This is a genomic window from Rhodococcus sp. MS13 (assembly GCF_013277835.1).
In the GTDB taxonomy this organism is placed as follows: domain Bacteria; phylum Actinomycetota; class Actinomycetes; order Mycobacteriales; family Mycobacteriaceae; genus Rhodococcus_F; species Rhodococcus_F erythropolis.
The window spans coordinates 174,506-197,151 of record NZ_VBTL01000011.1 but is presented as its reverse complement, the minus strand read 5'-3'; the positions used below and the strand labels follow the sequence as shown (position 1 = coordinate 197,151).

Annotated in this window: 21 protein-coding genes; 13 read left to right on the top strand and 8 right to left on the bottom strand. The window is 60.8% G+C overall.

The features are described from left to right. Positions 1-152 precede the first annotated feature (152 nt). Entirely contained in the window at positions 153-1,805 is a 1,653-nt protein-coding gene (locus FEZ59_RS22600) for a sensor histidine kinase (RefSeq protein ID WP_243617390.1), read from the top strand. After that, positions 1,802-2,485 carry a response regulator gene (locus FEZ59_RS22595; protein ID WP_030535965.1) on the top strand — a complete coding sequence of 228 codons (684 nt, stop codon included), beginning with the start codon at positions 1,802-1,804 and terminating at the stop codon, positions 2,483-2,485. Before FEZ59_RS22600 ends, FEZ59_RS22595 begins: the two co-directional genes overlap by 4 nt. A gap of 24 nt (positions 2,486-2,509) precedes the next feature. Here FEZ59_RS22595 and FEZ59_RS22590 read toward each other — a convergent pair whose 3' ends face one another. Next, positions 2,510-4,084 (bottom strand): AMP-binding protein, encoded by a 1,575-nt coding sequence (locus FEZ59_RS22590; RefSeq protein WP_080910223.1) that lies wholly within the window; start codon positions 4,082-4,084, stop codon positions 2,510-2,512. Positions 4,085-4,306: 222 nt separating this feature from the next. Between FEZ59_RS22590 and FEZ59_RS22585 the strand changes: the two genes are divergently transcribed. The 5 genes from FEZ59_RS22585 to FEZ59_RS22565 all read left to right on the top strand — a co-directional run bounded on the left by FEZ59_RS22585 (position 4,307) and on the right by FEZ59_RS22565 (position 9,352). Then, positions 4,307-4,852: a hypothetical protein gene (locus FEZ59_RS22585; RefSeq protein ID WP_020968793.1), complete on the top strand. Its 546-nt coding sequence runs from the start codon at positions 4,307-4,309 to the stop codon at positions 4,850-4,852. 126 nt (positions 4,853-4,978) lie between these two features. Further along, positions 4,979-6,175, top strand: coding sequence for a Rieske 2Fe-2S domain-containing protein (locus FEZ59_RS22580; protein WP_020906621.1), 1,197 nt, complete (start codon positions 4,979-4,981; stop codon positions 6,173-6,175). A gap of 51 nt (positions 6,176-6,226) precedes the next feature. Next, entirely contained in the window at positions 6,227-7,408 is a 1,182-nt protein-coding gene (locus tag FEZ59_RS22575) for an acyl-CoA dehydrogenase family protein (RefSeq protein ID WP_019749417.1), read from the top strand. 39 nt (positions 7,409-7,447) lie between these two features. Continuing rightward, complete coding sequence (gene bphC / locus FEZ59_RS22570) at positions 7,448-8,359, top strand: biphenyl-2,3-diol 1,2-dioxygenase (protein WP_029254739.1); 912 nt, start codon at positions 7,448-7,450, stop codon at positions 8,357-8,359. A 210-nt stretch (positions 8,360-8,569) separates the two neighbouring features. Further along, the gene (locus FEZ59_RS22565; protein WP_020968790.1) at positions 8,570-9,352 is read left to right on the top strand and encodes an IclR family transcriptional regulator; all 783 of its coding nucleotides are present in this window, start codon (positions 8,570-8,572) and stop codon (positions 9,350-9,352) included. A gap of 1 nt (position 9,353) precedes the next feature. Here the strand turns inward: FEZ59_RS22565 and FEZ59_RS22560 are convergent, their stop codons facing one another. Next, positions 9,354-10,055, bottom strand: coding sequence for a PadR family transcriptional regulator (locus FEZ59_RS22560; RefSeq protein WP_019749414.1), 702 nt, complete (start codon positions 10,053-10,055; stop codon positions 9,354-9,356). Between the two features lie 239 nt (positions 10,056-10,294). Between FEZ59_RS22560 and FEZ59_RS22555 the strand changes: the two genes are divergently transcribed. The 3 genes from FEZ59_RS22555 (at position 10,295) to FEZ59_RS22545 (ending at position 11,542) form a co-directional block, all read left to right on the top strand. Then, positions 10,295-10,795, top strand: coding sequence for a flavin reductase family protein (locus FEZ59_RS22555; protein ID WP_020906617.1), 501 nt, complete (start codon positions 10,295-10,297; stop codon positions 10,793-10,795). A 115-nt stretch (positions 10,796-10,910) separates the two neighbouring features. Then, positions 10,911-11,297 carry a nuclear transport factor 2 family protein gene (locus FEZ59_RS22550; RefSeq protein WP_020906616.1) on the top strand — a complete coding sequence of 129 codons (387 nt, stop codon included), beginning with the start codon at positions 10,911-10,913 and terminating at the stop codon, positions 11,295-11,297. After that, complete coding sequence (locus tag FEZ59_RS22545; RefSeq protein ID WP_020906615.1) at positions 11,297-11,542, top strand: hypothetical protein; 246 nt, start codon at positions 11,297-11,299, stop codon at positions 11,540-11,542. Before FEZ59_RS22550 ends, FEZ59_RS22545 begins: the two co-directional genes overlap by 1 nt. Here the strand turns inward: FEZ59_RS22545 and FEZ59_RS22540 are convergent. Next, entirely contained in the window at positions 11,515-12,000 is a 486-nt protein-coding gene (locus FEZ59_RS22540) for a flavodoxin family protein (RefSeq protein WP_020906614.1), read from the bottom strand. The two genes, FEZ59_RS22545 and FEZ59_RS22540, sit on opposite strands and share 28 nt — an antisense overlap. Positions 12,001-12,119: 119 nt before the next feature. Between FEZ59_RS22540 and FEZ59_RS22535 the strand changes: the two genes are divergently transcribed. Further along, entirely contained in the window at positions 12,120-12,554 is a 435-nt protein-coding gene (locus tag FEZ59_RS22535; protein ID WP_172933246.1) for a nucleotidyltransferase domain-containing protein, read from the top strand. 890 nt (positions 12,555-13,444) lie between these two features. On the opposite strand, the gene FEZ59_RS22530 is transcribed toward FEZ59_RS22535, so the two are convergent. Then, positions 13,445-17,410 carry a hypothetical protein gene (locus tag FEZ59_RS22530; protein ID WP_172933245.1) on the bottom strand — a complete coding sequence of 1,322 codons (3,966 nt, stop codon included), beginning with the start codon at positions 17,408-17,410 and terminating at the stop codon, positions 13,445-13,447. A gap of 384 nt (positions 17,411-17,794) precedes the next feature. Here FEZ59_RS22530 and FEZ59_RS22525 point away from each other — a divergent pair, with 384 nt between their 5' ends. Further along, positions 17,795-18,340 (top strand): FAD-binding protein, encoded by a 546-nt coding sequence (locus tag FEZ59_RS22525; protein ID WP_242459914.1) that lies wholly within the window; start codon positions 17,795-17,797, stop codon positions 18,338-18,340. 1 nt (position 18,341) lies between these two features. Here FEZ59_RS22525 and FEZ59_RS22520 read toward each other — a convergent pair whose 3' ends face one another. The 4 genes from FEZ59_RS22520 to FEZ59_RS22505 form a co-directional block, all read right to left on the bottom strand. Then, positions 18,342-18,644: a hypothetical protein gene (locus FEZ59_RS22520; RefSeq protein ID WP_020906608.1), complete on the bottom strand. Its 303-nt coding sequence runs from the start codon at positions 18,642-18,644 to the stop codon at positions 18,342-18,344. A gap of 82 nt (positions 18,645-18,726) precedes the next feature. After that, positions 18,727-19,557: a mycofactocin-coupled SDR family oxidoreductase gene (locus FEZ59_RS22515; RefSeq protein ID WP_046378129.1), complete on the bottom strand. Its 831-nt coding sequence runs from the start codon at positions 19,555-19,557 to the stop codon at positions 18,727-18,729. A 4-nt stretch (positions 19,558-19,561) separates the two neighbouring features. Beyond that, a complete protein-coding gene (locus FEZ59_RS22510; RefSeq protein ID WP_046378128.1) occupies positions 19,562-20,359 on the bottom strand; it encodes a mycofactocin-coupled SDR family oxidoreductase in 798 nt (265 codons plus the stop codon). Beyond that, on the bottom strand, positions 20,356-21,981 hold the full coding sequence (locus FEZ59_RS22505) for an NAD(P)/FAD-dependent oxidoreductase (RefSeq protein ID WP_046379813.1): 1,626 nt from the start codon (positions 21,979-21,981) through the stop codon (positions 20,356-20,358). Before FEZ59_RS22505 ends, FEZ59_RS22510 begins: the two co-directional genes overlap by 4 nt. Positions 21,982-22,199: 218 nt before the next feature. On the opposite strand from FEZ59_RS22505, the gene FEZ59_RS22500 reads away from it, so the two are divergent. Beyond that, positions 22,200-22,640 carry a hypothetical protein gene (locus FEZ59_RS22500; protein WP_019749394.1) on the top strand — a complete coding sequence of 147 codons (441 nt, stop codon included), beginning with the start codon at positions 22,200-22,202 and terminating at the stop codon, positions 22,638-22,640. Positions 22,641-22,646: the final 6 nt, after the last annotated feature.

Sequence of the window (22,646 nt, the reverse complement as noted above, 5' to 3'; positions counted from 1 at the left end):
GCTGGCTGTCTGCTGGTACCGCTGTGTGAACAGGTTTCATACTGACGCACTTTGTGACTGGGGTCACCATTGGGAAAGCAAATTGATTTGTGCTCATTGTGCTCACGAACAGCTGCTTTCCCGGCATCGAACCGAAGGCTAGGGTCTGGCTGGTGTCCTCAGGAAACGAGCAGGCCGAGCGAGAGCGCAAGTCGCCTCTGCGTGAGCGCCTGTTCCGGCGCCGGCACACTCTGGCGACCCAACTTCTCGAACTGCAACTTCTGATCGTCGTCGCAGTTCTCGTGTGTGTCACCGCCCTCTCTCTCGCTCAGTCGTCTGCGAGTTTCCAACGCGAGGAGGGACGTCGCGCACTCTCGGCAGCGGAATCACTCGCAGCCAATCCAGCGGTACGTGAACTACTCCCCCAGGCGCAGACTCGTCTCCGCTCCGGACTACAAGGTTCGGTCGACTCGGTGCGCGCCATCTCGGGCGTCACCTACGTCTCGCTTGCCGACGCCGACGGCAGTGTCGTCATTTCGACGCGTCCCGGCGATGTCGGCGTCGACGCACGTCAGACACAGGATCGGTCATGGACGGGTTTGGTCGACACCTCCTCCGGCAAGGCAGTGGAAGCGCACGTTCCGATTCTCGGCAGTGAAGGAGGGATCACCGGAACCGCGATCGTCGGCATCGAGTACCCCTCGATCTGGACGCGACTGCTGCAATCTGCACCGAACCTCCTGGTATACCTCGCGGTGGCCTCGCTTCTCGGGGGCGTCGGTTCGATCCTGTTGGCCCGCAGGGTCAAACGGCAGACCCTCGGCATGGAGGCCCGCGAGATCCTGGACCTGGTTCGCCAACGTGAGGCGATGCTGCGTGGCCTCAAGGAAGGTGTCATCGCATTCGACGCGCAGGGAAAGGTGGTGCTGATGAGCGACAGTGCCCACCAACTCCTCGACATCCCACGCGGGAGTGCCGGTAGATCTGTGCGAGACCTCGGTCTCGACGACCGACTCCAGAGTGTACTGACCTCCGGCACAACCGAATCCGATCAGTTGGTTCTTGTCGGAGATCGACTACTCGTCCTCAACACCGTCTTGATCGAATCGAAAGGCCGCACCATCGGGTCGGTCACCACCTTCCGCGACCGCACCGAATTGCGCTCCGTGGAAGAAGAACTCGACGTGACCAAAACCAGCACGGACGCGCTACGCGCCCACATCCACGAGTTCGACAATCAGTTGCACACCATTTCCGGCCTCATCCAGCTCGGCGAGTACGACGAGGTGGTCGGCTACGTCGAGGGCCTGACCATGGAGCGCGCACAGGTCAGTGCGGCCGTGACCGACAAGATCGCCGACGTCGGCACTGCCGCACTCGTGATCGCCAAGATAGGTGCCGCTGCACAGGGATTGGTCACCGTGGAACTGACCTCGGACGCGCACCTGGACTCGGTTGATCGCCGACTCGGCCGAGACCTCGTGACGGTGGTCGGAAACCTCGTCGACAATGCCGTCGACGCTGTCGGTGAGATGCCGGAAGCGTCGCGCCGCAAGGTTCGATTGTCGATTCGGGGCCGTGGCACCGCCGTCGAAGTGCGGGTCGAGGACGCCGGCCCCGGTATCGCGCCGGAGAATCGCGACAGGGTTTTCGGCCAGGGCTGGAGCACCAAGGGACAATCGAGCGACGGACACGGTTTCGGCTTGGCACTGGTACGCCTGACGTGTCGTCGACGCGGTGGCGACGTCACCGTGAGCAGTCGTTCGACAGAGGGCATCGAATGGACTGTCTTCACCGCAGTCCTACACGACGGAGAGGGCGCATGATCCGGGTACTGGTGGTCGACGACGACTTCATGGTGGCGAAGGTGCACAGCGGATTCGTCTCGCGGATAGACGGTTTCGAAGTGTGTGGCGTTGCCCATTCGGCCGATGCCGCGCTGGCCGCAGTCGGTGAGTTGCAACCCGACCTGGTGCTTCTCGACGTCCACCTGCCTGGCACCACCGGACTCGATCTGATCGCCCCGTTTCGCGAGCTGGCACCGGAGCTGGATGTTCTTGTCATCACGAGTGAGCGCGAGGCCGGCTCGGTCAAGAAGGCGCTGCGCAGCGGCGTCGTGCATTACCTGATGAAGCCATTCACGTTCGAGGTTCTCCGTGAGCGTCTCGAGCGTTACCGATCGACATACGCGAATCTCGACAGCCCCGGCGAAGCAGAACAGACAGCAGTGGACGAGGCCTTCGGTGTGGCAGGTGGCGCGCCCGGGGCGTCGTCCCACAAAGGTTTGCCCAAGGGACTCAGTCCCGAGACTCTTCTGTTGGTCGAGACAGCTCTGCGAGACGACACCGAACCCGCCTCGGCAACAGACATTTCCGAGAGAGTCGGTATCTCGCGCGCGAGCGCGAGGCGCTACCTCGAGTACCTCTACGAGTCCGGGCGGTCCACCACCTCGCTGAAATACGGAGTGGTGGGCCGCCCGGAGCGTCGTTACGTCTGGAAACGCTGACCCTTCGCTACACGACGCTGGTTCCTAGACTGCGCGGGCGCTGGTCTCCCAGTACCGCGCGCGCAGTGCCTTCTTGTCCAGCTTGCCCAGCGGTGTCAACGGGAGTGAATCCACGAAGTCGATGCTCTTGGGAGCGTGAACCGAACCCTTGGCTGCCTTCACCTTGTCGACCAGTTCCTCGGTGTCCACGGTCAGTCCGGCACGAAGCACCACGCAGGCCTTGACGGCTTCGCCCCACTTGTCGTCCGGTACACCGACTACCGCCACCGATGCGACGGACGGGTGCGCCGAGATCACGTCTTCGATCTCGCGCGGGAACACGTTGAAACCACCGGTCACGATCATGTCCTTCTTGCGATCGACGATGGACATGAACCCGTCCTTGTCCTTACGTGCGATGTCTCCGGTGTGCAGCCAACCCCCACGGAACGCCTCGGCGGTTTCGGCCGGCTTCTTCCAGTAGCCCTTCATGATCAGCGGGCCGCGCACGCAGATCTCACCGAGCTCTCCCTGCGGCACCTCGTTGAGGTCGTCGTCGAGCAACCGGACGTCGAGCCATGGCACCGGCCGCCCACAGGTCGCGAGGCGGGCCGGATCGTCGGCGACGTGTTCTTCCTTGCGCAGCACCGAGATTGTCATGCCGCACTCGGTCTGACCGTAGAACTGGAAGAAGATCTGCCCGAACTTCTTGATGCCCTCTTGCAATCTGGCCGGGGACATCGCGGACGCTCCGTAGAACAGCGTTTGCAGACTCGATACGTCACGCTTGGGCAGATCGGGGTGGTCCATGAGCATGTAGATCATGGTGGGCACCAACATGGTTGCCGTGATCTTGTGCTTCTCGATCGCCTCGAGCACGGCCCCCGGTTCGAAGGCGGGCAGGACGATCAGAGCGCCGCCGCGCAGCAAAGTCGGGATGAAGAACGCCGCGCCTGCATGTGAGAGTGGCGTGCAGATGAGAAAGCGGTTGTCCTCGGGCCACTGCCACTCCGACATCTGGATCTGATTGAGCGCTGCACCCGAACGGAACGATCCCACAACACCTTTGGGCTTGCCGGTCGTTCCACCGGTGTAGACCATGCTGCTGGCGTCTTCGGCATCGACGTGCGCTGCCTTCAGCGGCGCAGGCTCGAATGTCGCGGCCAGAGCAAGGATGTCGATCCCCACTTCGGACGGGCCCATCGAGAGCACGTTGGTCAGCGAAGGCGACGACGCCTTCAACTCGGCGGCGCGCTCTTCGAAGGCGTTGGGATCGAAGATGAGGGTCTCGATCTCGGCGTCGTCGACGATGTACTTGTGGTCGTCGAGCGATCCCATCGGGTTCAAGGCACTCGCCCGGCAGCCGGTGATCATGGTCGCGCCCATGCTGATCAGCACCTCGGGGCGGTTCTTCGACAGCATCGCGGTGCTGGTGCCCTGAGTGATTCCCAACGACGCGAGAGCCTGGGCGAAGCAGCTGATCTGATCGCGCATCTGCCCTCCGGTGAGGATCACGTCTCCGAGGTACAGCGCAGGCTTGTCGTGATTGCGTTCCAGAGCGGTGATGAGCAGGTCCGGACCGTATACCGGTCGGTGCAGGTCAGCGAACTCGTCTGTCATCTGGTCTTCCTTCTGCTCGGCGCGTGCAGTCATCGAGATGTGCTCCCGGTCACGGATACGATATCCAGAATTGCACAAAACTGGAACAGGTTCCACCTCTTCGATCGAATCCGAGAATGCTCCCGATCAGCGGGAAGCCCGTCGTCACCCGCGAGAGCGGTGGTTAGCGTCGATGTACCCACCGAGACGACAGCGTCTCGGTCGCGTCCAACGGAGAGTGTCATGACTACCAACCTCGGTACCGCCCACTTCACGGCATCTGCTCCCCGTACGTCCACCACGCTCCTCTCGGATTTCGACTCGCTGTACGGCACCGTGCGCTCGGCACCCGACGGGTCCGTCGTCGAACAGGACGTCGTGTTCTTCGGGCGCCCTGATCCGGGCGCGCTGCTCACCGGATCCGTGAGGCCGCTGGGCTCGACTCTCGAGCGGATCACCGAATACCACGACCAGACCGGGCATCTGGTTGCCGAGGTCTTCGTCCGGGAAGCCCCGACAGCGGGCACCGGAACCGATTCCGTTGCTGCCCTTGCCGATTTCGCCGCTCGTCGTTACGGCTCGGCGTCGCTACGACGGTTCCGCGGACGTTGCACCGCAACTTCCGCGGGAGCAGATCTGAACTGCTCCGTGACGGTGCTCGCTACGTACGAGAAGGACCACGAGAGCGTCGCCGACGTAGCTCTGGTCGCCACCGATCCCACCGGGGTCGTCACCGCTCGGGCCTGGGCGACTTACGCGATCGACGATGTGGCGACACTCGCGAGCTGAATCTCTGCAGGTCACCGAGCGGGTGTTCCATCCAGCGGGAACTGCCGTATCTCCAGAGGACGCTTCGTCGTTGTATGAGACGGATCACATCACTGGAGCGTCGCAAGACGCGGCTCGGAGGAAGACATGGCACTCGGAACCGGCCCACTCACCACTACGGACGCCTCGACGCAGTCGGGCGCCGGCGAGGAAATTCGAGAAATCGAAGCGGCAGCGCCCCCGGCGCGGTTCGCGCGTGGATGGCACTGCCTCGGACTGAGCAATACCTATCGCGACGGTCAGCCCCACCAGATCGAGGCATTCGGCACCAGCCTTGTCGTCTTCGCCGACAGCAAGGGCGACATCAAGATTCTCGACGCCTACTGCCGCCACATGGGTGGCAACCTCGCTCACGGAACCGTCAAGGGCGATTCGATCGCCTGCCCGTTCCACGACTGGCGTTGGGGCGGTAACGGAAAATGTACGGCGATCCCCTACGCACGACGCGTTCCGCCGCTGGCCAAGACGCGGGCGTGGACCACACTCGAGAAGAACGGTCAGCTGTTCGTCTGGCACGATCCCCAGGGGAATCCCCCGCCCGCCGAGGTCACAATTCCCGACATCGAGGGCTTCGGAAGCGATGAGTGGAGCGACTGGAGCTGGAACACGCTCACCATCGAAGGCTCTCATTGCCGCGAGATCGTGGACAACGTCGTGGACATGGCCCACTTCTTCTACGTTCACTACTCCTTCCCCAAATACTTCAAGAACATCTTCGAAGGTCACGTAGCGAGCCAGTACATGGAATCGGTGGGACGCGAGGACATCATCAGCGGCACCAACTACGGCGATCCCAACGCTGTTCTTCGTTCGGATGCTTCGTATTTCGGTCCGTCGTACATGATCGACTGGATCAAGAGCGAAGCCAACGGGCAGATCATCGAAACTGTATTGATCAACTGCCACTACCCCATCTCGAACAATGCCTTCGTGTTGCAGTACGGCGCGATGGTCAAGAAGCTTCCCGGTATGGACGACGAGTCCACTGCCGCGATGGCCGCGCAGTTCACCGAGGGCGTCGAGATGGGATTCCTTCAGGACGTGGAGATCTGGAAGAACAAGGCCCCGATCGACAACCCGCTGCTCTCGGAGGAGGACGGCCCGGTTTACCAGTTGCGGCGCTGGTACAACCAGTTCTACACCGATGTCGAGAACGTCACGGAAGACATGACGAAGCGCTTCGAATTCGAGATCGACACTACCCGTGCAGTGGAGAGCTGGAAGCGGGAAGTCGCCGAAAACGTTGCCGCACGTGACGCCCAGGCGCTCGAGACAACCTCCTGATTCGCAGTCGAAAACACTGCTGAGACAACCTGACTGAACGCAAGGAACAACATGACGTACGAAGTGCTCGAACAGATCAACGCGATGGCCGACGACATCTTCGCCGAAGGCATCGAGGCCGAGCGGATCGGCCGGGTGGCCGACGACACCGCCAAGAAGATGAAGGCAATCGGTTCCATCCGCATGCTCCAACCCAAGGAACACGGCGGAATGGAGGCGCATCCTCGCGAGTTCGCCGAGACCGTGATGCGCATGGCTTCGCTCAATCCCTCGGCCGGCTGGGTACACGGGATCGTCGGAGTTCACCCGTGGCAGCTCGCGTTCGCGGATCCCAAGGTGCAGCAGGAGATCTGGGGATCGGATCCCGACACCTGGATGGCATCGCCGTACATGCCCGGCGGAATGTGTATCCCCACCGACGGCGGCTACAAGTTCTCCGGCCGCTGGCAGTTCTCTTCCGGCACCGACCATTGCGACTGGGCTTTCCTCGGTGCGATGGCGTGCGACAAGGACGGCAACATGGAGATGCCGCCGCGCATGCTCCATGTGATCATTCCGCGCACCGACTACGAGATCATCGAAGACTCGTGGGATGTCATGGGACTTCGCGGCACCGGCTCCAAGGACCTCGTGGTCAAGGATGCGTACGTCCCCGATTACCGCGTCATGGACTGCGACGAGGTCATCGACGGAACGGCGGTGCGCAAGTACGGGCGCACCGAGACGCTGTACCTGATGCCGTGGTCGAACATGTTCCCCCTCGGTATCACCGCCGCCACGATCGGCATCTGCGAGGGAATGCTCTTCCACGCCAACGAGTACCAGGCCGATCGCATCAACGCACAGGGCACGGCGGTCAAGGACGACCCGTACACCTTGTTCGCCATCGGTCAGGCAACTGCCGACATCCGGGCAGCCCGCGACACCCTGCTGGCCAACGTCGACCGCATGTGGGATCGAGTGGATGCCGGCAAGGAAGTGACCTTCGAGCAGCGCGCCGAGGGACGTCAGACTCAGGTGCAGGCAGCGTGGCGCGCAATCAACGCGATCGATCAGGTCTACCCGCGCTGCGGCGGCAACGCACTGCGGATGGACAAGCCGCTTCAGCGATTCTGGCGCGACGCTCACGCGGGACAGCACCACGCAATTCACGTGCCGGGCACCGTATTCCACGCCGCCTCGCTGAGCCGTCTCGGCGCAGATCCGCAGGGTCCGCTGCGGGCGATGATCTGATCAGACTTCGACACAAGAAATCGACAGGAACAGAACACGATGACACACACCGACATCAAGGGACTTGGCTACGTCAAGATCTCGACCAACGACATGGCACGTTGGCGCACTTTCGCTTTCGATGTTCTCGGATTCGCCAAGGGCAGTGGGCCGGACGAGAACGCTCTCTACCTACGGCTCGACGAGCGTGCTGCTCGCATCGTCGTCGTCGAGGGTGAGCGCGACGAGATCGTCAACATCGGTTGGGAGGTCGCCGATCACGCCGCACTGCGCCGCGTTCAGGAGGCCCTCGAAAAGAACGGCACCGAGGTGGAGCAGCTTTCGCTCGCCGAAGCGGACGCTCGACGGGTCGAAGAGGTCATCGCCTTCACCGATCCCGGTGGAGCAGCCATCGAGGTCTTCCACGGAGCGATCCTCGACCACAGCCCCGTGGTGACGCCCTTCGGCGCTCGATTCGTCACCGGCGCACAGGGTCTCGGCCACGTCGTGCTCCCGGTGATGGACAGTGCTGCGAGCTTCGACTTCTACACCGAGGTGCTCGGCTTCTACCCGCGCGGCGCCTTCCGCCTGCCGGCCCCGCCCGAATTCGGGCCGCTGCGAATCCGTTTCATGGGCGTCAACGAGCGTCACCACAGCTTGGCCCTGTGCCCGGCACCGCACGGCGGCGCACCCGGCCTGATTCACATCATGGTCGAGGTCGACACCCTCGACGCTGTCGGCCAGGCTCTCGACCGAGTGATGAAGGACGGATTCTCCGTGTCGTCGACCTTGGGTCGCCACACCAACGACAAGATGATCTCCTTCTACGTCCGCGCACCCGGCGGCTGGGACATCGAGTTCGGCACCGAGGGCGCGAAGGTGGATCAGGACTCGTACTCCTCCGAGGAGATCACCGCTGACAGCTACTGGGGCCACGACTGGTCCGGAAGCGAACCGCTGGCAGCTATGTAGTACCTGCCGGTGACGATGTAGTACCCGCCGGTAGTAAACAGACGAAGGGGCTTGCGCGAGCATTCGCGCAAGCCCCTTCGTCGTTTCCACCGTGACGCGCCCGAAAACAGACCGGTGATCCACTTCACAAATCCGGAACTCTATGACACTATTTCTAATTGAAATAGCCAGTTCACTGGTTGTGGAGCTCTAAGAGAAGTGAGGTACACGATGACACTGCAGGCTGTGGATGCTTTAGGCGCCGATTCGGCCCCGACAGCAATTCTCGATCGCGTCTCGCTGGTTCTCGACGCCTTCGACGGTCCCGGCAGGTTGACGCTCGCTCAGGTCGTTCGGAGCACGGGCCTGCCACGCTCGTCTGCCCACCGCATGCTCGAACGTCTCGTCTCGATGCGTTGGCTGCGCCGCGACGGCCGCGACTACGAACTCGGTATGCGCCTCGTCGAACTGGGATCGCTCGCGGTTCATCAAGACCGCCTCCACGCTGCAGCCATGCCGCTCCTCCACGAGCTCTACCGCGTTACCGGCTTCGTGGTTCACCTCGGCATCCTCGACGGGCCCGATGTGGTCTACATGGAGAAGATCGGCGGACGCCTCGCTGCCGCGGTGCCGACGCGTGTGGGTGGTCGACGCCGGGCCGAGACCACCGCGATCGGTCAGGCACTGCTTGCATTCGGTTCGCCGAAGTCCTCGGGCTACGCACTGCCCCACCTCGCCAGGATTCGCGAATCAGGGGTTGCATTCGAAACCGGAAACGGCCTACCGGGATTCAGCTGTCTTGCGGCACCGATCGGCCCCATCGGCCGCGCTGTTGCCGCGGTATCCATCTGCGCGCCGTCGAAGGCTCTCCGACTCGACCACGTCAGCGCAGCGCCGGTTCGGATGGCGGCCGCTGCCATTTGGCGTGGCATCGACGGCGGATCGCTGAGCGTCACTCCGACGTTGCAGCGTCGTCACCTGCTGCGCAACATGCCGACCGCAGCCGGGGCCTGACTCAGATATTCGAGCCGTTGCCGGTGAGACCGGCTTGCTCGAGCGCCAACACGTACTCCTCGACGTTCTTCCATCTGCCAGGCGTCGAGGGCAACGGCGATCCCAGTCGGTCGTGCTCGGCGACGTTCGCGAACTCGGCGGACGCACGATCGATGTCTTCGAGTAGTTCGCGAGCAAGTTCGATCTCGGCTCGGAAGTACCGTTCCGACCATCGCAACGTCATGACCGGGAACGACCAGGCCGGCTCGTTCTCGGCATGATCTGCGTGGAGTTTCGCGCGTCGAATCTGCTCTTCGACGTTGGCGATATGGGCTTCGACCAGTGCCTTGAGTCGCTCGGGTTCGTTGAGGTGTCCCATCCACAGACGCAACATGACGCCGTGCTTGAGCACCGGGACTTCCACCGGCGCCTCCCGTGACCACGTCCGGACGGCGTCGGTTCCTGATTGGGTGATCGAGTAGAGGCGCTTGCCCCGTACCCCGGGCTCGGAGACGACCCGGGACTCCACGAATCCGATGCTTTCGAGCTTCTTCAGCTCTGCGTAGACCTGGCTGATGGACGGGCTCCAGTAGAAGAAGCCGACACTCCAGTCGGCCCACTTCTTCAAATCGTTTCCGGTCAGTTCCTCCCCGAACGTCAGCATCCCGAGCACTGCCCAGCTGGTAGCGGGAAGTCCTCGGGACACGTCATCAGGTTCGGACATGCCCGAAGTCTAACAATCACTGGTGATTTGCTGGTTTCGTAGAATCCGAACGGACCGCTGAGCGGGATCAAATTTGCCCGAGACCCCTCCACCTGACACTCGGTCGGTCCGAACCCGTGGCGAGAAGCCATTGCTGCCATTGAGTGGGACTGCCGCTGGATTACGACCGCGGCGCCACACATCGTTGCTTCTGAAGCTGTTTGCAGAGTTTTGAACAGAGATTTGAACAAGGAGACGACATGACCGTGGAAAACGCCGAGCCGCCAGTTCTGGACGGACGCACACTTCGCAACGTGATGAGCAATTTCTGCACTGGCGTCACCGTCATCACCGCCCACGATGGAGATTCACCCCTCGGCTTCACCTGCCAGTCTCTGGTCTCGGTATCGCTCGATCCCCCGTTGCTTTCGTTCTGCCCGGCGAAGACGTCGACAAGTTGGCCGAAGCTTCGCGAATCCGGAACTCTCTGCATCAATGTTCTCGCCCACGATCAGCAGGACATGTGTTCGGCGTTCGCTCGCGGCGGGACCGACAAGTTCCTCGGCGTCGAGTGGGACGCGGCCGGCAACGGTGCTCCGGCGCTCAGCGGCGCACTCGCTCGCATCGAGGCCACCGTCGAGCAGGAGCACGACGCCGGTGATCACACCATCGTCGTCGCACGCATCACCGATCTGAACGTGCTGCGCCACGACGGTCCGCTTCTGTTCTACCGCGGCGGCTTCGGACGCTTCGACGCCTGAATTTCTTGCGGGCCGTCCCGCTGCGTGGGAGATTGCGACGCCGAATCGAGACGGCACCGATAGCGTCCGAAGTAGTTGTCAGACCCTGAACTTCTCGACTGATCGGACTAACTCGATGACCACTCTCGAACCAGACACCACGGCCGCGATCACGGCGACGGTTACCACCTACCTCGACGCCGTGGCTCGCGGATCGTCAGCGGACATCGCCGCCCTCTACGCCGAGAACGCGACACTCGAAGACCCGGTCGGCAGCGAACCCCGTGTCGGCAAAGCTGCGATCACCGAGTTCTACGGCGCTCTCGAGGGCGGTTCGCAAGAGACGGAGCTTCTCACCTTGCGGGTGAGCGGATCCAGCGCGGCCTTCCACTTCCGCGTCGTCACACCGGTGGGCGATCAGGTCTACGAGGTCGAACCGATCGACGTCATGACTTTCGACGCGGACGCCAAGATCACGAGCATGCGCGCGTTCTGGTCACCGGCCGATCTGATTGCACGCTGATGCGTCAGGTCAGCTGTCGGAACTGCGGAAACCGCGTTCTGGTCGAGAAATACAGCGAAGCGCACACCAGCGTTCAATGGCTCGAAGAGTCGCAAGTGGTGTGCCCGGAACTGGGGCGTGAGAACGGTCGAGCCAACGCTCAGCGGACGTGTGGCGCTCTGCGTCAGACGATCAACGACCTTGCCGACGCCGGTGAGCTGGAGATGAGCCTGCGCAGCTACCCGGTGCCGGGCAAGCTGTCCTGAACGCTACCGCGTAGGACTTCGGCGAACGTGCGCGCCGATTCCAAGTCGTCGGCGTTCGGCCGCCCCTTCCGGATACCGCCGAACGGCTTGAACGGAAAATACGTATCCCACGCACGGGACGAGAAGGCTGCGACCACATCGAAGCCCTTCTGCTCGAGCAGCTGAACCAGTGGACGCGAAAAGCGATGAATCCCCTTGTCGGGAAAACCACTGGTGGCGAAGACAAAAGCCTTGGATCGCCGTTCTTCGGGGAGTGCCTCGATGAACGAGCGTAGATCTTCGTGGTACGAGCGTAGGTAGATGCCGGAGCCGAAGCCCACCAGGTCGTAGTCAGCGAGCTGCGCGGCGTCGATGTCACCGGGCTCGACCACGCGAGCATCGAGAACTTCTCCGATGACGTCGGCGATACGCTTCGTATTGCCATGGGAGACAGAGGTACACACGATGATCGCCTTCATCGGCTGACTTTCCTCATCTTGAACATAGTCATCCCTTCGCCTGGTTTGTCACTGACAGTTCCAGGATAGAGGTCCTGGCGATGCAACCGACAGCCGTGACGGTGGGGAATGATGCCGGTATGTCAGCACGATTGAAAGGACGCAGGCGCGCGGTCAACGCTTTGCTCGTCGACGTCGAACAATGGGCCGGTGAACACGACGGAGTCAAGGCTGTAGCGCTGGTCGGGTCCTACGCGCGCGGCGCGGAGCGTATGGCGAGTGATCTTGATCTGATGATCCTGGCCGACGACGCGAACGCGCTCGCAAATGAAGACTGGTTCGTGCGGCTCCGCCCCGACGCGCGATTCATCAGAGCCGCAAACTGGGGGCCAGTTCGAGAACGACGCTTCCGCCTACGGTCCGGCCTCCTCGTCGAGCTGAATTTCGCGAGCGAGAGCTGGGCGGACGTTCCGCTCGACGCGGGTACTCGACGTGTTCTCGAAGACGGTCACCGAATCCTGTACGACACTGGGCCTCTTCGTGTCGCTGCGAGTGCTGTAGGAATTGATCGATGAGCACTGCGTCGGTCTTCGAAACCTTAGCCGCCGAAATATCCGCGTTGCGCGGCTCGCCTCTCGTCTCGATCGACGGTGTCGATGGGAGCGGCAAGACGATATTCGCTAAAAGCCTTACAGCGCAGCTGAATGCACGCCCCGTCATCGTGATTCACGTCGATGACTTTCTGAATCCGCCGGAGATTCGTCATCGCAGAGGTCGGCAATCGCCGGAAGGCTTCTGGCTCGACAGCTACGACTACGACGCCCTCGAACGACATGTTCTCGATTCGTTGGGGCCGGGCGGGAGCAGAAGGTACCGACAGCGACGCGTACCTGCATGCAGCCGATGGAGCGATAGTCCTTGTCGAAGGACTCTTCCTGCATCGAGACGAACTCGCCGAACGATGGGACTATTCGATCTTCCTCGATGCGCCCTTCGAGGAGACCGCGCGGCGAATGAACCTTCGCGACGGAACGAACGCGGATCCGGATCATCCTTCGATGAACAGGTATGTCGGAGGCCGACGCCTCTATTTTGCAGACGTCTCCCCCTGGACTCGAGCGGACCTCGTCATCGACAATTCGAACCAAGGGAATCGCGACCATGTCGCAACTACCACCCCTTGCACGTTCAACGCGCAGTTGAGGTGCAATCTACGGGTGTCAGGTCAGATATGCTCCGAGTTGACGAGCGTCAAGAGCACCTACCGTAGACCGTGATATTTCTAAGTCGGACCACTGGTGCTTTGGGCACCTTAGCTTCCAGGTTGCTTACCCATCTCAGACCCGGAAAGGCAATCCATCCAGCTTAACCCGGCGATGTCGAAGACGACTTCGATGCAGTTTCAATGGCAAAAGTGGAGCATTAATCGAACGTAACATCCTGCTCGGCAAGCCCGTCAGAAAGATCATTTCGAAGCCACCCTCCCCAGCGACGCGTCCAAGACTACAACCGCGACGTTGTTGCCAGCGCGCTTCTGATCGGCGGCCTTAGCTTCGAGGACCTTGCGTAGTCCTTCCGCAGTGGCATATTTAGCCGCATTTCGTCGACGGCGGTCCGTGATCGTCCACGAATCAAGGTCGAACCACACCGCGATGTAGATACCAACACTTGTGTGCAGATCGGCCATGTAGCGCTCAACAAGCTGCGACTGGATTGAGGTCTCGATGTCCTTGTTCCAACACCCTTTGACTTCACCGATAATAACTACAATTTCGCCCGGAATGGATCGTCCAGCTGGGGTAATCGCTTCAACCCGGAGATCAGTACGCTCAGGCATTCCCGATTTCTTGATCCTGCGTACTTGAACTTCCCGGTTGATGATTGCGCCACGCACCCGCAAAAATGTCTGAAGTTCGTTCCGAAGGAAGTCGGACACCTCGTCTTCTGACTTAGGCCGCGATGAATAGGTGTCCCAAAGCAACGGCGAAGTCGGCGTATCCCCGATCAATCGCTTCTGGATCTCATCAAAGGCTGCCAGTGTGGCCGCGAACAAATCCGCCTCGGACCGCACGAGCCGCGCGGTTGGCTCTGACGCCAATTCATCCAGTTGTTGGAAAGTCACCGGCTCCCAAGAATTTTCGCGACTTACCCGTTGTGCTGTTGTAAGTGCTCGTTTGAGGAACTCTCGATTTGGCAATTCCTCTGCGAGAGTGGCGATCGCCGAGACTGATTCGACAGTACCGAGATGCGTCAGGTGATTCAAAAGCGAATCGCGCCATGAACCCAATGAGTCGCGGGGACCCACGGCGTACACGCCATCGTGCTGAGGGTCATCTTCGGGAGGGAAATGCAGAATTAGCCACCCGTAAAGGTCACCGATCTCTTTCTCTGAAATACTGGGAGGCCGACGTTCGTAAATCTGGCTTCCAGCAAGAAAGACTCCTTTCATGAATTCGGGATCTGTCGACATCAACTCACGGAAGGTCGACCACGGAAGGTCAGCGATTTGGAGAAGTCGCACAGCAGCGTCGCGAGCGCGTTCTGGTTCAGTCTCACGATTTAGAGGCTGGAGCCATTCCAAGAGCAGTGGTCGCGCAATTTCTGGGTGGAACGACAACACACTGTCGAGAATATCGGTTTGAGACGCAAGGCAAATACCGCCCTCCAGTCTTTTAATTAGCTGGTCAGACAACAATTTGGACTGAAGAAGTGCGAGTTCTTCACTTCGAAAAGTCCTACTTCCCGCTGCGATAGCAACATCTATGAGCTGGAGAAGAACATTTGTCAACTGCTCACGCGCGTGAGGAATCGCAAACTGGAAAAGGATCTTCTTGTCCGCCGAGCGCGCTCCGTTCAACGATACACCCCAGCTAATCAGGATGGGCGCCCAATTATTCCAGATATCAGAATCAAACGAGCCGAGTTCGTGGGGTCGATTCCTGAGAAGGAGTAGAAGGGCCCGATATCCTGCCTCTGCAGGATAGTAACGCGTTTCGGACAGTAGCCACCTTTCCGGACTGCAGTCTCCGTTACGGAGGTAGATTGCAGCCGATGCAGTCAGATTTGTGCGAGTCTGCTCGGTAAGCGTATTCCAACGTGGATGTCCAGACAGATCTGGCTGAAACTCGTCCATGTAGTGTTCGGTCCCAGGCCGAACCGTAATCAAGCGGCAGCTTAACCAGAATGCATCGATGTCCCCATCGAGAGCCTTTTCAGCCAGTTCAGCGATTCGGGGATTTACCCATTTATCCGGGTTCTCACGTCGATTTCGCCTGTTCGCCATATATTCGTGTTGAATTCGAACTCCATCGCGGCCAGCCTCCGCCGCAGGTGAGCCAAGAAGGACCGAATCGCGCCAGTGTGCGAAGAGAATCACCGCCGGATCGCCATCACCTAATCCCAGTACGGCGTCGATATGCACCCGGTCCGTTGGGCTGAAGGTCCAACCGATCACCTTGGCCAGATTCGCGCGGAGGACGCCTTCCGATACGGCGTACTGATCAATCAGCCACACGAAATCATTCGCGCTAAGCAGTCCGGAGTCGACCATCCCTGAATGGGTCATACCGAAAGCCTGTTCCTCCGAAGCCTCGGTAAGTAGAGCCAAAACAAGGGCGCGGCACTCCTCGACGCTCGGCGGGATGATTTCTATATTTGGACAATGGGTGTAGATCGGCTCATAGTTATCGACCCGTTCCAGACCGATTCGAACCGCCGCCGCCGCCGCTGCCGGCTTATCTAGATGCTTTATTGCCATACACAGGATGGCGTCAATAAGTTCAGTGATCCGCGAATCGTCGGTCCAGGCTCCCGTACTAGTTATCCAATGGCACGCAGACTCAAGGTCTCCATCGGTCAAAGATTGCGCGAAAAATCTGACAAATGACGAGAACAGTCCAACAAAGTTGCGTGGTTGGCGAGGATCGAGTCGATCGAATACTTCTGCTGTGGAAAACGCATGGGGCCATGACGCCATCAATGCAACTGCTTCTAGTTCCTGCTCCTGGTCTTGATCAGTGCACCCATCGACGGCGACCCTGAAATTTAGTAAAGGCACGAGGGCGTCAGTCGGTGAATCCTCCGCGAGAATTCGTACCGCCATCGCAGCGGAGATCCTCAGATTGATGTCCGCGTTGTCGTTAAGTGCAATTGCAGCAAGGTCCGGAGAAAGCGCGCGTTCATTGCACTGGCGTGCAATATCGATCGCGATCCGGCGCTCCTCGCCGTTCAGGCTGCTCAACGCGACCCGCAGCTGGTCGGCTAGCGAATCATGCTTTAGACCATCGAAACGGTGAGTGTAGTTGTGATAAAAACTTCCCCTTGCGGCTTCTGCGAGAAGCTCCGCCACAACCTGAGCGCGAAGATCTGCAGTTGGAATTTCGACTCCCCGAAGAAAGGCTTCGGGATCTACCGTAACGAGCCATGAAAAACCCGTGGGTTGCAATGCGAGCAACCATGCTGCGAGTTGGTGGACACGTGGGTGCAATTTTCCGTCAGGGGAGATGAGGATCGAACGAAATTGGTCTGCATTCAGGCCACTCTGAACCATCCAGCGGGCAGCCAGAAAGTCAGTGAACGTCGCATGCGACCAGCTCAAACGCTGCGGACCTGCACCCGTGAAAATCCCCGTGTGCAGCGTGTCGAGAACGAGTTCGGAAGTTATTGCCGCGTGCTGAGCCCCTGCCCCGGAGGTGATGCAGTCCCCAACGGTCAGGTCTGCTGGCGTCGCCTCAGCAGCTGGGCCAGTCCACACAGTCGGGCGTCCACCAAGTATTGAGAAGGTAGCCAAGCGGCCTGCAGTCTGCAGCAACCTCTCGGGGTCGGGTATTGCGTTGGCATCTCGGCGTTCGGCGTTCATCTCATCGCAGAGCGTGAGGAGTCCGGTCTCGTACAACTCAGTCGTGCGGTCCGGAAGTGTATTCGACTGTTTGTAGTTGGCGGAGAGGAGCTTCAAAGTCAGCGGTCGCGCAGCGAGTGGAACTACCAGAGCAGTCTCGACTGCGTCCAGAAATTCGTTTGCGTTCAGGTCCGGCGACACAATCGCGGCTGCATCGCTTCGACGAAGTGGAAGCAGTTCGTACGACTCAACCTCGCCCATTCTTTTTCTGAGGATCTCTGTCATGGATGTCGGCCACTGTGCTGTTCTACAAAAGACTCTGAGAAAGAGGCGTTCACAAGCCCATTCATCGAGATAATCACCCAGCAAGCGATGGAGATTGTCAATCCTGCTGTGCGCCTCGTCGAAACTGTCGAGTGTCAGACAAAGGACCCCTTCGCCATCCTTCCAGCGCTTCACCTCAGGCCCTTCAAGGATCTTCCTGATTAAACGGCTCTCGCTTGAGAAACTCGCTAAATCGACTCTGAGATCCTCAGCTGACTCACTCGATTCCGTCAGGAAGGCTTGGGATTTCAGTACGCTCGATTTACCCATACCTGGCTCCCCGAGCAGCACCAAGCACCGTGCAGAAACGAGTGATGAGAGGGAGACTGCGTCGGAGTTGCGCGCAAAAATCCCTTCGTAATTCGGAGGCGATAGCCACCCCGAGTCCGCATAGTATGTCCCACCACGGGGAAGCCACAGTCGCTCAACGGGTACGATCTCAGTATCGTCCACTTCGTAATTCACCCTACTCAACTCGGGCGACGGCGTCCTGCCGCAACCGCACTAACAGATCCATCATCGCCGTCAAAAACTCACCGGTCAGCTCAGTCCACCTAACCATCGACCCCGTCGACGTTAGCGAGGGGTTCTTCGGTCTGAGTAGAAGTCTGCGAAGACCCGATTTCGAATCCGACGCATCACCATCCCGACACCATGTCAGTCGACGAGCTCGCGATTGTGAAGAATCGTGCAAGGTCTTCGGAAAAAACTCGGAACTGGCTGGCACTCGAACGCACGGCTAGTTATTACAACAGTTCTGGTACCAATGGACGTCACTGGCGCACCGTTCGGCACCGACACAGCGGATTTGGGTTGGCGGCAACTCCACTCGCCGGGAAGCTCGGCTTGGACCCCACCGTCGTGGAAACGAGCGTGCACCGCTACAACGAGGCGTGCGCGGACGGCGTAGACCATTCCTTCGGCCGCAATCCGGAAACTTTGGCCCCGGTGGCAACCGCTCCGTTCTACGCCGTCTCCGGGCCACCGCTGCTGGGATGGAGTAGCGGTGGGCCGCGCCGCGACGGTCATTCCCGCGTCCTCGACACCGCCGGTAGCCCGATTCCGGGGCTGTATGCGGCGGGCGCAGTGAGTTCCACCTACAGCGCGGCGAAGGACGGTGGATTCCATATTGCCGACGCCTTCGCGTTCGGTCGTGTTGCCGGCGCCCATGCTGCCGCGCGCGCGACAGCGGGCGACTGAGTCACGTACGAGCGGCCTTGACCTCGTCGAAGAACGCGACGACGGCGGCTTCGTTCTCCGGCGGAACGGTGAGCGATGCCCGTGGACCCGCTACCGCGATGGAGTCGTCGGCGAGCCGGTTTCCAATGGTGAGCTTCAATCCCGATTTCGACGGTTTCGCCTTCACCGCAATGTGTTCGACATGCCAGCGAGCCACTTCGCTCGTGCTCGCGGCGGTGCGGTCGAAGACCTCCACCGTGCGGTGGTCGAGGACCATGACGATGTTGGTCCCGACGGTGACTTCCAGATAGCGTCGTTCCGCCACGGTGTGCGCCTTTCGGTTAGGTGAAACCGACGCTACACACCGTGGCGGAACCCAGCGCGACAAACCTCAGCTATTCAAAACTTCAGCGGGACGAACTCCCCGCATCCACCGGCAGGGCGACCGACGTGATGTAGCGGGCCTCGTCGGAGGACAGGAACAGTGCCGCATTCGCTACGTCCACCGGATCGATCCACGGAATGGCAAGCATGTTCATCGTCATCGCCGCCGCAGCGAATTCCTCGCGCGTCGGGTTCTCGAGATCGGGGCGGAACTTGCCGCGCACCAACGGGTTCTGAATCATCGGGGTGTCGACGTTGGTGGGATGGACAGTGTTGACCCGCACGTTGTGCGGCGCCAATTCCTTTGCCAGCGAACGCATCAGACCAACGACTCCATGCTTGGCTGCGGTGTAGTGCGCAACTCCGACCAGCCCCCGCAATCCGGCGATGGAACTGGTGAGTGTCATCGATCCCCCACCTCGCGCGATCAAGTGCGGCGCCGCAACCGTCGTGGTGTGCCACACCCCGGTCAGGTTCACGTCCAACATGGTCTGCCACATCGTTTCCGACATCGTCAGAGCCCCGTCGGAGGACGTGATACCAGCTGTAGCGCACACGATGTCGAGTCCACCGAGCGCTTCGACCCCCGAGTCCACCGCGCTGCGTAGTGCCTCGAGATCCCGAACGTCCACTACCGCAGATTCGACCTTTCGCCCCAGTGCCTCGATCTGGGCTACCGTCTCGGCGAGATCGGATTCCGACGCGGGCGGGGTGACTGTCGTTTCCACCGACGCGCACACGTCGATCGCGATGATGTCCGCACCTTCTTCGGCGAATCGCACGGCCTGAGCCCGGCCGATTCCTCGTGCCGCACCCGTGATCAGCGCGATCTTGCCTTCCAATCGAGAAGTCATCAATTCACACTTTCTGGGTCAGGCCGGCGTCGACCACCAACTGACAGCCGGTCATGAAGCGGGACTCCGCGGATGCGAGAAACAGGACGGCATTGCTGACATCCACCGGATCGACCCAGGGAACAGGTAACAGGTTGCGTGCGCTCAGTACTGCAGCGGCGTCTGCTTCCGTGGGATTCTCGATGTCCGGGCACAGGTTCGCGAACACTCGCTCGTTGATGATCATCGGGGTACGTACCGAACCCGGATGCACGGAGTTGACGCGAATACCCTCCGCGCCCAACTCGTTGGCCAGCGTTCTGGCCAGGCCCACCACGGCGTGCTTGGCGGCGCTGTAATGACTCGCTCCGGCAATACCTTTGATTCCCGCTGTCGAGCTGACCAGAACGACCGATCCACCGTCGCCGAAGTGCGGAACACAGGCCTTGACGGTGTGCCACGCCCCGGTCAGATTGACGTCGAGCGAGCGGTTCCACACCGCAGGATCGACGGTCCACGACGGTCCCGGCGTGTCGTACACGCCCGCATTCGCGACCACGACGTCCAACCCGCCGAGCTCGGCGACACAATCGGCGACTACCGCGGCGAGATCTTCGAAGTCACGAATGTCCGCGACGCCGGTGACCGCCACGCCTCCACGCTCGCGTACCGCCTGGGCGGTCTCCTCCAGCTCGGACTTTGCCTGCACGACATCCAACGCGATCACGGACGCGCCTTCGTCGGCGAGACGCTCGCAGTGTGAGCGGCCCATCCCGCCGGCCGCACCTGTCACGAGTATGCGGATACCCTCGAGGCGACTCATGCGTGCACCGCACTGTTCAGTTCGAAGCCTCGGTATCCCGCGGCTGCCACGTCTGCACAGATGTCAGAGTAGACACCGAATCCTCCGATGAATGGCATGAATATCCTCGGCTTTCCCGGAATGTTGGCTCCCATGTACCAGGAGTTCGCGGATGGAAACAGCGTCGCCGACGCCCGGCGTGAGCATTCGTCGAGCCAGTTGTCCACGGCTTCGGCACTCGGTTCGATGGTGTCGATGCCCGCCGAATCGAGGTGGTTGATCGCGCCCGCGATCCAGTCCACGTGCTGCTCGGCAGCGAGAATCATGTTGGACAGCACACTCGGGCTACCCGGCCCGGTGACGATGAACAGGTTGGGGAACCCGTGTACTCCGAGGCCTAGATACGTCCTTGGACCCGCAGTCCAGTTCTCGCGCAACGTCTCGCCATTGCGACCGCGGATCTCGATGCGATCGAGCGCTCCCGTCATCGCGTCGAACCCGGTGGCAAACACCAGCGCATCCAGTTCGTAGTGCGCATCGGCCGTCTTGATTCCAGCCTCGTCGATCGCCTCGATCGGTGCGGACTTGAGATTCACCAGGCTGACGTTGTCACGGTTGTAGCTCTGGTAGTAGTTCGTGTCCGTGACTATCCGCTTGGTTCCGATGGGGTGGTCGTTCGGAATGAGCAGGTCGGCGATCGCCTGATCCTGGACTTCCGAGCGGATCTTGCGTTCGGCAAACGCTGCCGCTGTCCCGTTGGCCTCGATGTTGCTCGTCTGGTCTGCGAAGGTCTTGGCGAACAGGACACCGCCGAGCTTCCACCGCTCCTCGTATGCCGCGTTTCTCTCGGCCTCCGAGACTTCGAGGGCGCTGCGAGGATCCGAAACGAACGGCGATCCACCGCCACTGCGCTTGGACAGCGCTCGACGCTCTGCGTAGCCGGCCTTGATCTCGGCGCGGCGCTTGTCATCGAGAGGCGTGTTTCCTGCCGGCACACTGTAATTCGCGGACCGCTGGAACACGTAGAGATGATCGGCCTGCTCGGCGATCAGCGGAATGGATTGGATGCCCGAGGATCCGGTGCCGATCACGCCGACGCGTTTGCCGGTGAAGTCGACGCCCTCGTGCGGCCAGAAACCGGTGTGGAACACATCGCCACCGAAGGTCTCACGGCCCGCAATGTTCGGAACGTTTGCGGTCGAGAGGCTGCCCGTGGCGCACACGACGAAGCGTGAGGTGACGTCGTGACCGCCGTCGGTCTGTACTCGCCACGTGGCAGTACCCTCGTCGAACTGTGCGCTCAGAACGCGTGTGTCGAAGGTGAAGCCAGTGCGTAGGTCGAAGCGATCAGCCACGTGATCGAGGTACGAGAGGATCTCCGGTTGCGCGGCGTACTTCTCGCTCCAGTCCCAATCCTGTTGCAGCTCTTCGGAGAACGAGTAGGAGTAGTCGAAACTCTCGACGTCGCAGCGTGCGCCGGGGTAGCGGTTGAAATACCACGTGCCGCCCACTCCGGAGCCCGCCTCGAAGCCGTGGACACGCAGCCCCTGCTCGCGAAGTCGGTGCATGGCGTACATGCCAGCGACGCCGGCGCCGATGACTACGACGTCGAGTGGTGCGGTGGAGAAGTCAGGATCGGTCATGGTGGTCACGCTACGAGTGGACTGGTTGGTAGAGGAACGGGTTCTCCCGCTGGGTGGGCTACGGCAGTGGAGAGCGTTGGTGTCCACCGATCGGGGGACACCGATGTCATCCAGCACTCGGACCCGTAGGTGGACAGACCCGAAGGGATTTCGGGGCCATAGTTGTCTCATCACCGAAACACACGGTCACCGAGACCGACAAATCGAGGAGAAACATCATGGCTACCAACACAATTCGACCCGAAGCAATTTCCTTCTCCGGCCTCAGCATGGCAGCTCTGGTTGCCCGCGCCGCCGGTGCGAACGCGGTGAAGTCGATAACCGACACTTCCGTCACGACGGCGATGATCAGCAATTCGGGCTTCGGGGCCCTGTATCTGGTCGACGCATCCAATCCGAACGGTGACTGGATCGTCCCGCCGGCCGACTACATCCTGCCGAACATGAACGTCAACGTGGTCGCCACGAGCAAGAATCAGAACGACTTTCCCGTCGTGCTGACGTACCGCTCCGACGACGGTGGAGTGTTTGTCTTCAGCGCCACCAACTCGAAGACCAGGGCAGATGCCGGCGGAACGTACGCCCCCGACGGCCACGACGTCACGGTGACGATGACCTCGGGTTACCCGGCCATGAACGTCACATACGTACTGCGGTGACTCCCG